Source organism: Enterobacter sp. JBIWA005 (genome assembly GCF_019968805.1).
Lineage (GTDB): Bacteria > Pseudomonadota > Gammaproteobacteria > Enterobacterales > Enterobacteriaceae > Enterobacter > Enterobacter vonholyi.
This window is the reverse complement of record NZ_CP074159.1, coordinates 424,769-439,392: the sequence shown is the minus strand read 5'-3', so window position 1 is coordinate 439,392 and position 14,624 is coordinate 424,769. Positions and strand designations below refer to the sequence as shown.

16 protein-coding genes are annotated in these 14,624 nt (G+C 55.8%); 7 read left to right on the top strand and 9 right to left on the bottom strand.

What is annotated here, in order from left to right; translation table 11 throughout:
- Positions 1-20 precede the first annotated feature (20 nt).
- Positions 21-986, top strand: coding sequence for a DMT family transporter (locus KGP22_RS02060; RefSeq protein WP_223581046.1), 966 nt, complete (start codon positions 21-23; stop codon positions 984-986).
- Between the two features lie 79 nt (positions 987-1,065).
- Here KGP22_RS02060 and KGP22_RS02055 read toward each other — a convergent pair whose 3' ends face one another.
- Positions 1,066-2,715 (bottom strand): methyl-accepting chemotaxis protein, encoded by a 1,650-nt coding sequence (locus KGP22_RS02055; RefSeq protein WP_223581045.1) that lies wholly within the window; start codon positions 2,713-2,715, stop codon positions 1,066-1,068.
- Between the two features lie 244 nt (positions 2,716-2,959).
- Here KGP22_RS02055 and ytfE point away from each other — a divergent pair, with 244 nt between their 5' ends.
- Positions 2,960-3,622 (top strand): iron-sulfur cluster repair protein YtfE, encoded by a 663-nt coding sequence (gene ytfE, locus KGP22_RS02050; protein WP_223581044.1) that lies wholly within the window; start codon positions 2,960-2,962, stop codon positions 3,620-3,622.
- Positions 3,623-3,717: 95 nt separating this feature from the next.
- On the opposite strand, the gene cycA is transcribed toward ytfE, so the two are convergent.
- On the bottom strand, positions 3,718-5,127 hold the full coding sequence (gene cycA / locus KGP22_RS02045) for a D-serine/D-alanine/glycine transporter (protein ID WP_115876619.1): 1,410 nt from the start codon (positions 5,125-5,127) through the stop codon (positions 3,718-3,720).
- A 311-nt stretch (positions 5,128-5,438) separates the two neighbouring features.
- Positions 5,439-6,059, bottom strand: a complete 621-nt coding sequence (fklB, locus tag KGP22_RS02040) for an FKBP-type peptidyl-prolyl cis-trans isomerase (RefSeq protein ID WP_008502892.1) — start codon at positions 6,057-6,059, stop codon at positions 5,439-5,441.
- Positions 6,060-6,292: 233 nt separating this feature from the next.
- Here fklB and KGP22_RS02035 point away from each other — a divergent pair, with 233 nt between their 5' ends.
- Entirely contained in the window at positions 6,293-6,937 is a 645-nt protein-coding gene (locus KGP22_RS02035; RefSeq protein WP_133293634.1) for an OapA family protein, read from the top strand.
- Positions 6,938-7,005: 68 nt separating this feature from the next.
- On the opposite strand, the gene rplI is transcribed toward KGP22_RS02035, so the two are convergent.
- Genes rplI through rpsF form a run of 4 tightly spaced genes read right to left on the bottom strand, consistent with a single transcriptional unit; the run spans position 7,006 to position 8,445 of the window.
- Positions 7,006-7,455, bottom strand: a complete 450-nt coding sequence (gene rplI / locus KGP22_RS02030; protein ID WP_024907318.1) for a 50S ribosomal protein L9 — start codon at positions 7,453-7,455, stop codon at positions 7,006-7,008.
- A gap of 41 nt (positions 7,456-7,496) precedes the next feature.
- Positions 7,497-7,724, bottom strand: coding sequence for a 30S ribosomal protein S18 (rpsR, locus tag KGP22_RS02025; RefSeq protein WP_000135199.1), 228 nt, complete (start codon positions 7,722-7,724; stop codon positions 7,497-7,499).
- 4 nt (positions 7,725-7,728) lie between these two features.
- The gene (gene priB / locus KGP22_RS02020; protein ID WP_008502895.1) at positions 7,729-8,043 is read right to left on the bottom strand and encodes a primosomal replication protein N; all 315 of its coding nucleotides are present in this window, start codon (positions 8,041-8,043) and stop codon (positions 7,729-7,731) included.
- Positions 8,044-8,049: 6 nt separating this feature from the next.
- A complete protein-coding gene (rpsF, locus tag KGP22_RS02015) occupies positions 8,050-8,445 on the bottom strand; it encodes a 30S ribosomal protein S6 (RefSeq protein WP_014068637.1) in 396 nt (131 codons plus the stop codon).
- A gap of 341 nt (positions 8,446-8,786) precedes the next feature.
- On the opposite strand from rpsF, the gene yjfY reads away from it, so the two are divergent.
- Positions 8,787-9,062, top strand: a complete 276-nt coding sequence (gene yjfY / locus KGP22_RS02010) for a DUF1471 family protein YjfY (RefSeq protein WP_010427445.1) — start codon at positions 8,787-8,789, stop codon at positions 9,060-9,062.
- A gap of 166 nt (positions 9,063-9,228) precedes the next feature.
- Here the strand turns inward: yjfY and yjfP are convergent, their stop codons facing one another.
- Positions 9,229-9,951 carry an esterase gene (yjfP, locus tag KGP22_RS02005; RefSeq protein ID WP_223581043.1) on the bottom strand — a complete coding sequence of 241 codons (723 nt, stop codon included), beginning with the start codon at positions 9,949-9,951 and terminating at the stop codon, positions 9,229-9,231.
- A 137-nt stretch (positions 9,952-10,088) separates the two neighbouring features.
- Between yjfP and bsmA the strand changes: the two genes are divergently transcribed.
- The 3 genes from bsmA to KGP22_RS01990 all read left to right on the top strand — a co-directional run bounded on the left by bsmA (position 10,089) and on the right by KGP22_RS01990 (position 12,946).
- The gene (bsmA, locus tag KGP22_RS02000; RefSeq protein WP_223581035.1) at positions 10,089-10,418 is read left to right on the top strand and encodes a biofilm peroxide resistance protein BsmA; all 330 of its coding nucleotides are present in this window, start codon (positions 10,089-10,091) and stop codon (positions 10,416-10,418) included.
- A 148-nt stretch (positions 10,419-10,566) separates the two neighbouring features.
- Positions 10,567-10,842: a DUF1471 family protease activator YjfN gene (yjfN, locus tag KGP22_RS01995; protein ID WP_143344565.1), complete on the top strand. Its 276-nt coding sequence runs from the start codon at positions 10,567-10,569 to the stop codon at positions 10,840-10,842.
- Positions 10,843-11,014: 172 nt separating this feature from the next.
- Complete coding sequence (locus tag KGP22_RS01990) at positions 11,015-12,946, top strand: methyl-accepting chemotaxis protein (protein ID WP_223581033.1); 1,932 nt, start codon at positions 11,015-11,017, stop codon at positions 12,944-12,946.
- On the opposite strand, the gene KGP22_RS01985 is transcribed toward KGP22_RS01990, so the two are convergent.
- Positions 12,943-14,565 carry an isovaleryl-CoA dehydrogenase gene (locus KGP22_RS01985; protein WP_223581032.1) on the bottom strand — a complete coding sequence of 541 codons (1,623 nt, stop codon included), beginning with the start codon at positions 14,563-14,565 and terminating at the stop codon, positions 12,943-12,945. The genes KGP22_RS01990 and KGP22_RS01985 overlap by 4 nt on opposite strands.
- Positions 14,566-14,624: the final 59 nt, after the last annotated feature.

Here is a 14,624-nt window from a genome sequence, read left to right as displayed (position 1 = left end):
AAATACCTGTGGATGGAAAAATGATTAGTGGAGTGTTGTATGCCCTGCTGGCCGGGATGATGTGGGGTCTGATTTTCGTCGGCCCTCTGATCGTGCCCGAGTATCCGGCAATATTGCAGTCGACCGGACGTTATCTGGCGCTGGGGCTGATTGCCCTGCCTCTGGCGTGGCTGGGACGCGCGCGCTTGCGTCAGCTCAGCCGTCAGGACTGGGCCACCGCGCTGGCGCTGACCATGATGGGCAATCTTATCTATTACGTTTGCCTGGCGAGCGCCATTCAGCGTACCGGTGCGCCGGTATCGACCATGATTATCGGCACGCTGCCGGTCGTCATCCCCGTCTTTGCTAACCTGCTCTACAGCCAGCGCGATGGCAAACTGGCGTGGTCTAAAATGGCGCCGGCGCTGATATGCACCGCCCTGGGGCTGGTATGCGTCAATATTGCCGAGCTGCGTCATGGGCAGGCGGATGTTGACCTGTGGCGTTACGGTTCTGGCATTGTGCTGGCGTTCATTTCCGTGGCGTGCTGGGCATGGTATGCCCTGCGCAACGCGCGCTGGCTGCGGGAGAATCCGGACAAACATCCGATGATGTGGGCGACGGCGCAGGCGCTGGTCACGCTGCCCGTATCCGTCGTAGGATATCTCGGCGCATGCCTCTGGCTGGGCCATCAGCAGCCGGACTTCGCCCAGCCTTTCGGACCAAGACCGTGGGTGTTTATCGGCCTGATGGTGGCGATTGCGGTGCTGTGTTCATGGGTGGGCGCGCTGTGCTGGAACATTGCCAGCCAGAAGCTGCCGACGGTGATCTTAGGACCGCTGATAGTCTTTGAAACCCTGGCCGGGCTGCTTTATACCTTTCTGATGCGCCAGAGCGTACCGCCGCTGTTCACGACCTGTGGGATCGTGCTGTTGGTGGTGGGGGTAGTGATGGCGGTGAGAGCGAAGCCGGAAAAACCGAGGGTTGTTCCGGCATCGGAGATGTGAGTATTGCCCGGCGGCGCTGCGCTTGCAGGGCCTACAAAACCGTAGGCCCGGTAAGGCGTAGCCGCCACCGGGCAAGCCCTTAAAACGTTTCCCAGTTCCCTTCAGACGCCGCGGCTACGGGCTGCGCTTTTGGCACATAGGTTTTTACCGGCGCCGCTTTTACCGCCTGGTTGCGGGTAATTTTGAACACCGCCACCGCTTCGTTCAGGCGTGCAGCCTGATCTTCCAGCGCCGCCGCCGCGGCCGCAGACTCCTCCACCAGCGAGGCGTTCTGCTGGGTCACGCGGTCCATCTCGGCTACCGCCTGGCCCACCTGGTCGATACCACGGCTCTGCTCGTCAGAGGCCGATGCAATTTCGCCCATGATGTCGGTGACGCGGGTGACCGCATTGACGATTTCTGCCATCGTCTCCCCGGCTTCGATAACCAGCTGAGAGCCCGCGTTCACGCGTTCACCAGAATCGTCGATCAGCGCTTTAATCTCTTTCGCCGCCTGGGCGCTACGCTGGGCAAGAGTACGCACTTCGCCTGCAACAACCGCAAAACCACGGCCCTGCTCGCCCGCACGCGCGGCTTCCACCGCCGCGTTTAACGCCAGGATATTCGTCTGGAAGGCAATGCCGTCGATCACGTTAGTAATTTGCGCAATTTTGCTGGAGCTGGTGGCGATTTCGTCCATCGTCCGCACGACGCCTTCAACCACGTTACCGCCCTTCTTCGCCGTTGAGGAGGCATCCAGTGCCAGACGGGAAGCCTGACGCGCGTTATCGGCGTTCTGCTTCACGGTCGCCGTCAGCTGTTCCATGCTGGCTGCCGTCTCTTCCAGAGACGCGGCCTGCTGCTCGGTACGGGAAGAGAGGTCGTTACTGCCAGCGGAGATTTCGCCTGCACCGGTGTAAATGGTATCTGCGCCTTCACGCACCACGCCCACGGTGTTTGCCAGCGAAGTTTGCATCTCCTGCACGTTGCGCGCCAGGATGGCCATTTCATTATTACCGTCTGCCTGAATCGGCTGGGTGAGATCGCCTGCCGCAATAGAGCGAATATGGTTAATCACCTCTTCAAGAGGCAGCAGCAGCACGCGGCGCATGGCGATCCAGCTGGAGATAATCACCACAATCACCAGCAGCATAACCGCAGAAAGGATCCACAGGATGCGCTTGTAGTCGCTTTCATTGTCCTGGATGCCTTTATCGGTAAGCATTGCCTGCGCTTCGCGCCATTCACGATATACCGTCTGCATCGCGTTTTGTTTCTGTTCGGCATTCTGCTTGAACATATCTTCCAGATTGCCCTGGCTCAGCAGAACGTTCATTTGCGTCAGCGTTGCAGAGTAAATGCGGTACTGCTCTTCGAGTTGGTTGGTCAGGTTCTCATCCAGGCCTGGCGTGTTCGGCAGGGCATAGTATTTATCGTAATGAACCTGCGCTTCAGTCAGCAGATTTTTCGCCGTGGTCACCAGCTCATTCAGCTGACCGCCGTTAATTTGTGAGGCCATGCTGCTTTGCAGGCGCAGCATCCCGCGGTTCAGGGTGACGCGAGCCTGGTTCAGACTGATCCACGCATCGGTAAACTCCGCCACGTTCTTGCTGGAGAGCTGCGACACGGTGAAGTTGTCTTTATCGTTATTCAGGGCGTTGATAAAGATACCGGCGGAAATCACTTGCATGATGCCGAGCACAAGCAGCACCGAAATCAGAAGGGTAATGACTTTTATACGTTTAAACATGCGTTGCCTTTGTTTTATGCAGGTTTGTCTGACGTGGATATATCGGCAGGCGCGGCGGGTTGTTTACTGTTCCTCCACCTTTAAAAAGTTTCGAAACCACTTTCCTGAGCCCATTCAGAGAGTTAAAAGTGGGATTTTTTTGTGATCCACATCTCACTTTCCCCCTTCCCTCTAAAGGGTTATAGCGCTGGCCTAAAGATGCATTTAATATGCACTTTATATTATTGATGACGAGGTAACTGCTATGGCCTTTCGCGACCACCCCCTTGGCGAGCTGGCGCTCTCCATTCCTCGCGCTTCTGCGCTGTTCCGTAAATACGATATGGACTACTGCTGCGGCGGTAAGCAAACACTGGAGCGTGCGGCCTCACGCAAAGAGCTGGACGTTGAGGTTATTGAAGCAGAGCTGGCGCAGCTGGCCGAGCAGCCCGTCGATAAAGACTGGCGAACCGCCCCGCTCGCGGAAATCATCGACCATATCATCGTGCGTTATCATGATCGTCACCGTGAACAGCTGCCGGAACTGATTCTTCAGGCGACCAAAGTCGAGCGCGTCCATGCCGACAAACCTTCCGTACCGCGCGGTCTGGCAAAGTACCTGACCCTGCTGCACGAAGAGCTTTCAAGCCACATGATGAAGGAAGAGCAGATCCTCTTCCCGATGATTAAACAGGGTATGGGAAGCCAGGCGATGGGGCCCATCAGCGTGATGGAAAGCGAGCATGATGACGCGGGCGAACTGCTGGAAGTGATCAAACACACCACCCACAACGTTACGCCACCGCCAGAAGCGTGCACAACGTGGAAAGCGATGTACAACGGCATTAACGAGATGATTGACGACCTGATGGAACACATCAGTCTCGAGAACAACGTTCTGTTCCCGCGGGCATTAGCGGGGGAATAAAAAAGGCCGCTGCGGCCTGATGCCCCCACCCCGCCCCTCTGCCACGGGAGAGGGTGCAAAAACTAAAAACGGCAACCGAAGTTGCCGTTTTGCTTTTACCGTACGCCTGCCATACGTTTCTTACCGATAAACACCCAGCCCAGCCCCAGTGCGATAAACCACAGCGGCGTGACGATGAGTGCCTGACGGGTATCATCTTCCAGCGTCAGCAGAACCAGCACGAAGACGAAGAACGCCATGCACACCCAGCACATCAGCTTGCCCAGCGGCATCTTGTAGATCGATTTCTCATGCAGATGTGGGCGCTGCTTGCGGTACACCAGATATGAACAGAGGATGATGGTCCAGACGAACATAAACAGGATCGCTGAGACCGTGGTGATCATGGTGAACGCGCCAATCACGCTTGGGTTCACGTAGAGCATCACCACGCCGCCCAGCAGGCACATGCAGGAGAAGGTCAGCCCTTTTGCCGGTACGGCACGCTTAGAGAGCTTGGCGAACGCGCTCGGCGCCACGCCTTCCTGCGCCAGGCCAAACAGCATACGGCTGGTGGAGAACACGCCGCTGTTCGCGGAAGATGCCGCAGAGGTCAGCACCACGAAGTTAATCAGGCTCGCGGCAGCAGGCAGGCCTACCAGCACGAACAGCTCAACGAACGGGCTCTTGGTTGGCACCACGGAGCTCCACGGCGTCACGGACATAATGACGATCAGCGCAAAGACGTAGAACATGATGATACGCAGCGGAATAGAGTTTATCGCGCGCGGCAGGGACTTCTCGGGGTCTTTGGTCTCCGCTGCCGTCGTGCCCACCAGCTCAATGCCCACGAACGCAAATACCGCGATCTGGAAGCCGGCAAAGAAGCCGCTAATACCTTTCGGGAACCAGCCGCCGTCATTCCACAGATGGGTAAACGACGCCTGAACGCCCGTTGGTGACTGGAAGTGGGTGAGCACCATCACCAAACCCACAACGATAAGCCCGACAATCGCCACGATTTTGATCATCGCGAACCAGAACTCCATCTCACCGAACATTTTAACGGTGGCGAGGTTCAGGCTCAGCAGCAGAACAATAACCGCCAGCGAGGCGACCCAGTCCGACAGACCCGGGAACCAGAACTGCGCGTAGGCGGTAATCGCCACGACGTCCGCCATACCGGTGACAACCCAGCAGAACCAGTAGGTCCAGCCGGTGAAATAGCCCGCCCACGGCCCGAGCAGGTCAGAAGCGAAGTCGCTAAAGGATTTGTATTCGAGGTTCGAGAGCAGCAGTTCACCCATTGCACGCATCACGAAGAACAGCATAAAACCGATAATCATATAAACGAATATGATTGACGGCCCGGCGAGACTAATAGTTTTGCCTGACCCCATAAACAGCCCGGTACCGATGGCACCCCCGATGGCAATGAGCTGAATATGACGGTTTGTGAGATTGCGCCGTAGCGACTGTTCAGACGACGCCCCTTCGTCGGCGACGACTTTAACCTGATCTACCATGTGATATTTTCCTGTTTATGCCTGTCTGTGTTGTTAAGGCTCTTCTGGCCTTTAAATACGTCAAAAGATGACGTTCCCTTGTAAGGGCTAATCGATATTAGGTAAGAATCGGCGGGATGAATACTATGATTTAGATATTATGTTAATAATATGTTGAAAGTGAGTGTCATATCACTCATGCAGCGCGAAACAGCTCACAAAAATACACGCAACAGTTTCGTTTGCAAGATAAAATGTTGATTGCACCATAACTATAGGTTTTAACACTATTTTCCTCTCCCCAACCGGAGAGAGGAAATAAGAAAAGTCGATTACAGAATTTCCAGCAGCTCGACTTCAAAGACCAGGGTGCTGAATGGAGGGATGGACGCGCCAGCGCCGCGCTCGCCGTAGGCCAGGTTATGCGGAATAGTCAGTTCCCATTTGGAACCGACTGGCATCAGGGTCAGCGCTTCAATCCAGCCTGCGATAACGCCGTTCACCGGGAACTCAGCCGGTTCGCCGCGCGCCACGGAGCTGTCGAACACGGTACCGTCGATCAGCTTACCGGTGTAGTGTACGCGAACGTGGTCGGTACGCGCCGGGATTGCGCCGTCACCCTGATTGATCACGCGGAACTGCAGACCAGACTCGGTGCTGTTCACGCCTTCACGCTCACGGTTCTCTTCCAGATATTTCACACCTTCGGCGGCCATCTCTTCGAAGCGCGCACGACGCACGGCGTCAGCACGCTCGTGGATTTCACGCAGCGCACGGTGCACAACGTCAACCGGAACGGCAGGCTGTTTGCCTTCCAGTGCGTCAGCGATACCCGCCACCAGCGCTTCTGGTAACAGACCTTCCAGGCCGGATTCGCTCAGCTGCTGTCCTACCTGCAAGCCGATACCGTAACTTGCCTGCGCTTCGATAGTGTCAAAAGTCGGGGTGGTCATGGGTTTTCCTTCCATCACATTTAAAGTAGCGGGCAGCATATCAGCCATGCCCTTATGGGTAAAACTTTGTCTGAAGTTAAGGTGACAAACCGCGACGAAACAGAAACAATAGAGATAACCAGGATTAATCCCGAACTGATGTCACGGATGTCGGGTTTGCTACGCCGTTCAGGCAGTTAGCAAACTATACTTCGGAACACAGGATAAAAAAGACGCGGAGCAGGAGGAGTGCCATGCCCGGGCGATTTGAACTGAAACCTACCCTGGCGAAAATCTGGCAGGCGCCGGACAATTTTCGCATCATGGACCCGCTGCCTCCTCTGCATCGCAGAGGGATCATCATTGGCGCGCTGATGGTGATCGTGGGCTTCCTGCTTCCTTCCGGGAGCGATGATGTCGATACCGCACCCGTTACCCGCAATGCTCAACTGGACATTCAGTCGCAGACGCGACCGCAGCCTGATGCACAGCCGATGCAAACGCAGCTTGTCACCCCGTCTAACGATCCGGGTCAGGTTGCACCGGTTGAGCCAGAGCCCATTCAGGATGAACAGCCACAGGATCAAGCCGCCGCCCCGTCTCAGCCTCAGACGCAACAGCCTACCGGCATCGAGCAACAGTGGCGTTCCTATCGCGTGGAGCCGGGCAAAACCCTGGCACAGCTGTTCCGCGACCATAACCTGCCGCCAACCGACGTGTATGCCATGGCGAAGGTGGAAGGTGCAGGTAAGCCGCTCAGTAACCTGCAGAATGGACAGATGGTGCAGGTTCGTCAGAATGCAAGCGGTGTGGTGACAGGATTAACGATTGATACAGGAAACGGACAACAGGTGCTGTTTACCCGCCAGCCAGACGGCAGTTTTATCAGGGCGCGTTAAGGGCCCGGAGCTGTAAAAAGCAAAACGCCGGCACAAGGCCGGCGTTTCAACGTGAGCAGAGTAAAAAATTACTCAGCTACAACGTTAACAACCAGTTTAGCGAACACTTCGCTGTGAACCTGGAAGTCAACTTCGTGCTCACCAGTGGTACGCAGAACGCCGTTCGGCAGACGAACTTCGCTCTTAGCCACTTTAACGCCTGCAGCAGTTACTGCATCAGCGATATCGCGGGTACCGATGGAACCGAACAGTTTACCTTCGTCGCCTGATTTAGACGCGATGGTAACGGTGCCCAGTGCGTTGATTGCTTCAGCGCGAGCGTTAGCAGCCGCCAGAACGTCAGCCAGTTTGGCTTCCAGTTCAGCGCGACGTGCTTCGAAAAACTCTACGTTTTTCTTGGTAGCTGGAACAGCTTTACCCTGTGGAACCAGGAAGTTACGTGCGTAACCCGCTTTAACGTTAACCTGATCACCCAGGCTGCCCAGGTTTGCTACTTTATCAAGCAGAATAACTTGCATTACCTTATCCTCTTAAAGTCGTATTAATGGACCGTGCCCGATTACTGATGACGATCAGTGTACGGCAGCAGGGACAGGTAGCGAGCGCGTTTGATAGCGCGAGCCAGCTGACGCTGGTATTTTGCACGAGTACCGGTGATACGGCTTGGGACAATCTTACCGCTTTCGGTGATGTAGTTTTTCAGCGTTGCGATATCTTTATAGTCGATCTCTTGAACGCCTTCCGCGGTGAAACGGCAGAACTTGCGACGACGGAAATAACGTGCCATATGGCTAGTCTCCAGAATCTATCAAATCAATCTGCTCGGCATGCAGAACCATTTTGCTCAGGCCGTTCTTTGCCTTGTGGCAAGAGATGAACCCCTGAACGATTACTGCGCTACCGACCGTTAAACTGTGAGTAATGGCCTGGTTTTCGTGTCCGCTAATAATAACGGGCATTTGGCACCACGCCTGCCGGTGAAACCCGGCTTCCTCTTGCACAGAACGATGCTCAAGCACGAACTGGCAATGCGGAATTCCTGATGGACTGACCTTTCGAAGGGGAGCCCTGCATACGATGCCGGACAACGCCAGACGGTTGGTCATCAGAAATTACTCTTCAGAATCCCCAGCATCAGAATCATCTGCGGTTTCGTTTGCGAAATCATCGCGACGCTCACGGCGCTCGTCTTTCGCTTTAACCATCGGAGATGCTTCGGTAACTGCGTTTTTGGTACGCATAACCATGCTGCGGATAACGGCATCGTTGAAGCGGAAGGTAGTTTCCAGCTCATCGATAACTTCCTGCGGCGCTTCAACGTTCATCAGAACGTAGTGTGCTTTGTGCAGTTTGTTGATCGGGTAAGCCAGCTGACGGCGGCCCCAGTCTTCCAGACGGTGGATCGTACCTTCTGCACCAGTGATGGCAGCAGAGTAACGCTCGATCATACCCGGAACCTGTTCGCTCTGGTCAGGATGGACCATAAAAACGATTTCGTAATGACGCATCGAATTGCTCCTTACGGATTATTCAGCCTCCTGTCTGGGTCAGCCGAGGCCCGGGGAGGCAAGGAACGTGTTAAAGGTCGGCTGAAAAATTGACGCGTCATAATACTTGCGCGCCCCTGGAAACTCAAGCTGATTGCACAAATAATTCGCACAAAGCGCGAAGCGGGTCTAAGTGGGTGATTTAAAATTGGTCACACCCGGAAGCGTTGTTTTTTTGAACAACTGCATCAGAAATGGTCACGCATCCCCGCTGGATGAGTGATTACACTTTAATCAGAGATCACCTGAATTAAAGAAGGAGCATCCCCCCTCTCGCAGCACGTAGTCGTGGAGCGCATATCATGAAAAAAATCGCATTAGCCATAATGGCGGCGCTTTTGCTCAGTGCAAACGCGATGGCAGCCATCAAGATAGACAGCCGACAGGCCAGAAACATGGATGATGTGCAAAGCTTGGGCGTAATTTACATCAATCATAATTTCGCCACGGAAAGTGAAGCAGATCAGGCCCTAAACGAAGAAACCGATGCGCAGGGCGCAACCTATTACCACGTGATGTTAACCCGTGAGCCCGGCAGCAACGGCAACATGCACGCCAGTGCAGATATTTACCGATAACGCTTTAACGCTAGCACCAGGAAAGCCAACAACGAGAACATAGCCATAGTTGACGTTGCCCCCTGCCCGGGGGCTTTTTTTTGAGAAAGGCTCCGGAATACCATCGGTAAAAGACCCCCTGAGATCCTCCAGAAACTGGAAGATCGGGAGTTAAGGTGCTGCGCATTTAAAGGTGCTGGCGGAAAAATGCCACCGTGGCGTCCAGCGCCGTTGGCGTGATGCGGTGGCGGACGCCAGGTTCCCACAGGCAGGTCAGATTACCGTCCAGTCCTTCATTTATTAACGCCTGCTGCAGACGGAAGGTTCCCTCGGGCGGGACCACATCATCCGCATCACCGTGCCATAGCAGCAGTGGGCGATCGGCCACGCGCGGCAATGACTGGGTCACATCCCACTCTTCGAGCGTCGCGGTGATTTCCGCTAATTCCTGAGGGGGAAAGAGCGTCTTCGCCAGCGACGCAAAATAACCCGAGCCCATCAGGCAGGCGACCGACTTCACTTCCGGATGATGCGTCATAATCCCCAGCGCCGTCATACCGCCCATCGACGCGCCGGCGACAGCCAGACGATTGTCGGCAACCAGGCCGGACTCATAAAGCGCATCGCGCACCCCGGCAAACTCGGTCAGACTCCCGTGCAGAATGTGCCAGAACTGCCCAAGCCGCGCCTGTTCATTGCCCGTAAAGCGGGCGCCGTGGTCAGGCGCATCCGGCATCACCACGCGAAAACCCGCCTGCGCCAGCGCAACCGCAAAATAACTGTAAACCAGCTTCGATGAGGTAAACCCGTGATAAAAAACCACAACAGGCAGCGGTTTATCACGTTTACCCGCAGGCATCGCGTGTAAAATTTCATGGTCGCCGAGGTGGCGTATTTCAATTTCAATCATTGTCGACCCTGTGCGAATGTATGATTCATAATGTTGAGAACTGGGTTACGCTTTCACGTCATTTTCATTCGAAATATACGTCCCAGATAACACTTCGGGAACATTCCCCCAAAACTAAATTCACAGACAACTACACTATGGCTATCAGGAAACGAGATATGGTTATGCGCAGGTTTGCTGCTTTAGTGCTGGTGTTTCTGCTCAGTGGCTGTAGCGCGCTGCAGGGAACGCCGCAACCCGCTCCACCGGTCGCCGATCATCCACAGGAGATTCGTCGTAATCAGACGGAAGGATTACAACGAATGGGCACGATTTCCGCGCTGGTACGCGGCTCCCCCGATGACGCAGAAGCGGCAATAAAAGCACAGGCCGTCGCCGCCAAAGCAGATTATTACGTCATCATTATGATCGATGAAACCATCATAACGGGACGGTGGTATTCACAGGCCATTTTGTACCGTAAATAATGGTTTTCCTTTGAACGAGATTTACACTGCTTTGCGTCCATAGACATTTTCCTGTCCACAATAAACTCCATGCCCGCGTCAATGGAAGGGAGTTTATTCGCGAAGGATTGCCCGGCGGATACCGGAGATATGTGAAATGGAGCTGACGATGAAACGAACTCTTGCTTTGACCTCTCTGTTGCTCTCAGCAGGCCTGGTGAGCACCACCGCGCAGTCAGCAGAATTCGCCAGTGCTGACTGTGTGACTGGCCTGAATGAAATTGGCCAGATATCCGTGAATAATATCTCGGGGAGCCCGCAGGACGTTGAACGCGTTGTGGCATTAAAGGCCGATGAGCAGGGTGCTTCATGGTATCGCATCATCCAGATGCAGGAAGATCACCACATCGACCACTGGCGAGTACAGGCCATTCTTTACGTGTAATATCCCTCCTGATAAAAGCCACTTATTTTTAGTGGCTTTTCGTTTTTGCAAATTTTTTATCTTATGAAAAACCAATCAATAACAATAAAATAACATTTTGTTACATTAATTCAGTAAACTTAATCCCCGCTCTGCCGTTGAAGAACCATACCTTTTCAATGATGAGCAATTTATGATCAACGTTTTTCGCCGTGCAGGCCTGGGGGCAAAGCTGTCGCTGCTTACGGGCATCAGTGTCGCCACGCTGTTTCTGCTTTTCACTTTTCTGCTCAGTCAAAAAGCCAGCCAGCAGCTTGAAGCCCTCGCCGTCGAAGACCTGCATAATCAGTCCACAGGCATGGTCGACATGGTGCAGATGTTTAATACCAGCCTGAGCGAAGAAGTCGAAAGTTACACCAAACTGTTTACGACATTTCTGCCCCAGCCTTTTAGCGTCGATACTCAGCAGCCCCGGACCATTAACGGGCTCACCGTTCCCCTACTGAAAGGGGGAGACGCTGAACTCCATGAAAATACCTCTTTTTCCGATGACTTTCTGAGCCGTACGGGAGCAATCTCCACGCTTTTTGTACGCAGCGGTAACGACTTTGTTCGCGTCGCCACCTCCCTGCGCAAAGAGAACGGCGAGCGGGCGATGGGCACCGTGCTGGATACCGCCAGCCCGGCCTTTGCCGCCGTCAACAGAGGGGAAGTCTACCGTGGCCTGGCGCTGCTGTTTGGCAAACGCTATATCACCCAGTATCAGCCGGTTAAAAACGCCGATGGCCAGGTCATTGCGATCGTCTTTGTTGGCGTGGACATTACGCATTCCTGGAACGTCATGCGCGAGAAAATCCTCACCCGCCGCCTGGGCGAGAGCGGTCACTTCTTCGTGCTGGATCGCAGCAACGGCAAAACGCGCGGGCAATACCTGTTCCATGCCGGTGAAGAGGGACAGCTGCCGAAGTGGGACGGCGCGACGCAGCAACAGCTTTTGAGTGACAAGCCCGGCACGCTGGAACGCGTAAGCGACGACGGCCGCACGCTGAAAATGGCCTATACCCCGCTGCCAGGCTGGAACTGGACTATCGTCGGCGAAGTGGATAAATCGGTGCTGCTCTCAAGCGTTACCGCCATGCGCGATCGCTTCCTGCTGGCCGGCGTGGTCTTATCCATCCTGTTTGCTGGCCTGTTCGTGATTCTTATTCGCCGCGTGCTGACCCGACCGCTGCGCAATGTGATCCATCTTGCCCGGCAATATGCCGCAGGGGATCTCCGTTCCTGCCTGCCCGTGACGCGCCAGGACGAAGTCGGCCAGCTGATCGATGCTATCAACGGCATCGGCGGCGGCCTGCAAAAAATTGTCCTGCAGGTCCGCGAGGCCGCTGGCGAGATCCATTTGGGCACCAACGCGCTGGCCGCCGACACCGGCGAGATTTCAGAGCAGATCAACAAGCAGGCGAGCAGCGTGGAAGAGACCTCCGCCAGCATGGAGCAGCTGGCCGCCACCGTGCAGCAAAATGCCGCCAACATGGAGCAAACGCAGCAGCTGGTCGGTGAAACCTCGCTCGCGGTCCATCAGGGCGGTGAGACGGTCACCCACGCGGTGTCGACCATGGACGATATTCGCGAAGCGTCAAAACGCATAGAAGACATCACGCGCGTGATCGAATCCATCGCTTTCCAGACCAATATTCTGGCGCTGAATGCGGCAGTGGAAGCGGCCCGCGCCGGTGAGCACGGAAAAGGGTTTGCGGTAGTCGCGCAGGAAGTTCGCGCCCTAGCGGGACGCAGCGCTAACGCGGTGAAGGAGATTGAACAGCTGATTGGCGATACGCTCAGAAAAGTGAGTGAGGGCCATGCGCTGTCTGAAAAAACCCGCCTGGCGATGGATGACATCATCATTCATATCGATAACATCAGCCAGCTGGTCACCGAGATTAACCATGCCTCACGCGAGCAGTCCGCAGGGATTGGCCAGGTTAACCTCGCCATGACCCACATTGGCGAAGCGTCGCATATTAATGCCGATCGTATCTCACGCAGCGAACAAACGGCTCAAACGCTGCGCGAGAAGGGATCACATCTGGCTCAGTTGGTGAGCCTGTTCCAGCTAAAAGGCTAACCGACTCTGCCCGTCGCACGCAGCAGCAGGTCACTTTGCACCTGCTCGCTCATCAGCGTGCCGCCACGGGTATCCAGCATCATGCGGCACCACGCCTGCGCCACCGGAGGCGACGCGTGCCGCAGCATTTCGCTCCCGGCACCCAGCAGGAAAAGCTGCTGCGCAATTTCCCGTCCCTGCGCCTCCTGCGGTTTACGCAGTTTTTGCTGAAGCTGTCGCCAGCTGCGGTCGAAGTGTCTGTCCTGCCCTTTTACCTGTGCAAACTCATCGGCAAGCAGATCGTGAATACCCGGCTGCTTCGCCAGCACGCGCAGCACGTCCAGGCACATGATGTTACCGGCCCCTTCCCAGATGCTGTTCACCGGCATCTCTCGGTACAGGCGGGGAAGTTCGCTCTCCTCGCAGTACCCGACTCCGCCCAGCACCTCCATCGCTTCAGCCACAAACGGGATGCCCGCTTTGCACACGCTAAATTTCGCTGCCGGGGTAAACAGCCGTGCCCAGGCAGCCTCGTGCGGATCGGTGCGTTTATCCCACGCCCGCGCCAGGCGGAACAGCAGCGCCGTTTGCCCCTCCAGCACCAGCGCCATCCGGCTTAGCACTTCGCGCATGAGCGGCTGATCGATAAGATTTTTGCCGAAGGTCTGGCGCTGATGCGCATGGTACAGAGCCACGGACAGCGCCCGACGCATGAGTCCGTGGCTGCCCAGCGCGCAGTCAAAGCGCGTCAGACCGCCCATTTTGAGGATCTGCCGTACCCCTTCGCCCTCTTCCCCCAGCAGCCAGCCGGAGGCATCAAGAAACTCCACCTCGCTGCTGGCGTTGGAGCGATTCCCGAGCTTGTCCTTAAGGCGCTCCAGCCGGACGGCGTTGCGCTGTCCATCAGGCAAAAAGCGCGGCACAAAAAAGCAGGACAACCCGCCCTTCGCCTGCGCCAGCACGAGATGCGCATCGCTTTGCGGGACGGAGAAAAACCATTTGTGTCCCACCAGCCGGTAGCTGCCATCACCGCATTTTTCCGCTTTGGTGGTGTTGCTCAGCACGTCCGAGCCGCCCTGCTTTTCCGTCATCCCCATACCAATCAGCAGGCCGCGCTTTTGTGCGCCAGGCGCAAGATGCGGATCGTAGCGATCGCTGAGCAGCGGCGTCAGCCAGTCGTGAAAGAGTCTGGGGAGCGCCTGCTGCAGGAGCGGTGTCGCGGCAAACGTCATGGTGACCGGACAAAGCGTGCCCGCTTCCACCTGAGCATGAAGCACAAAGCGTGCGGCCCGCGCGACAAACGACCCTTTACGCGCCTCCTCTTCCCATGCCAGGTTATGTACCCGATTGGCACACAGCCCCTGCATCAGCAGGTGCCATGCCGGGTGAAAGCGGACGTCATCCAGTCGCTCTCCGGTGGCGTCATAGCGAAGCAACTCCGGCGGATTCACGTTCGCCAGCCTGCCCAGCTCCAGCGACTCTGCGGTACCTAACTGCTGCCCGATGCTGGCGAGCAGCTCAACATCCCACTCGGCCCCCTCGCGCGAAACTGCGTCACGCAGCGCGCAGTCCGAAAGGAAAAGGTTGCTGTTGGAAAGCGGTGCGGGTTGATTGAAAACGGTATGGGTCTGCCAGTGCATACTGTCTCCCTCCTTCAGTGGCAATGACGATAAGTATGGACAGACCGCGCACACGCTGC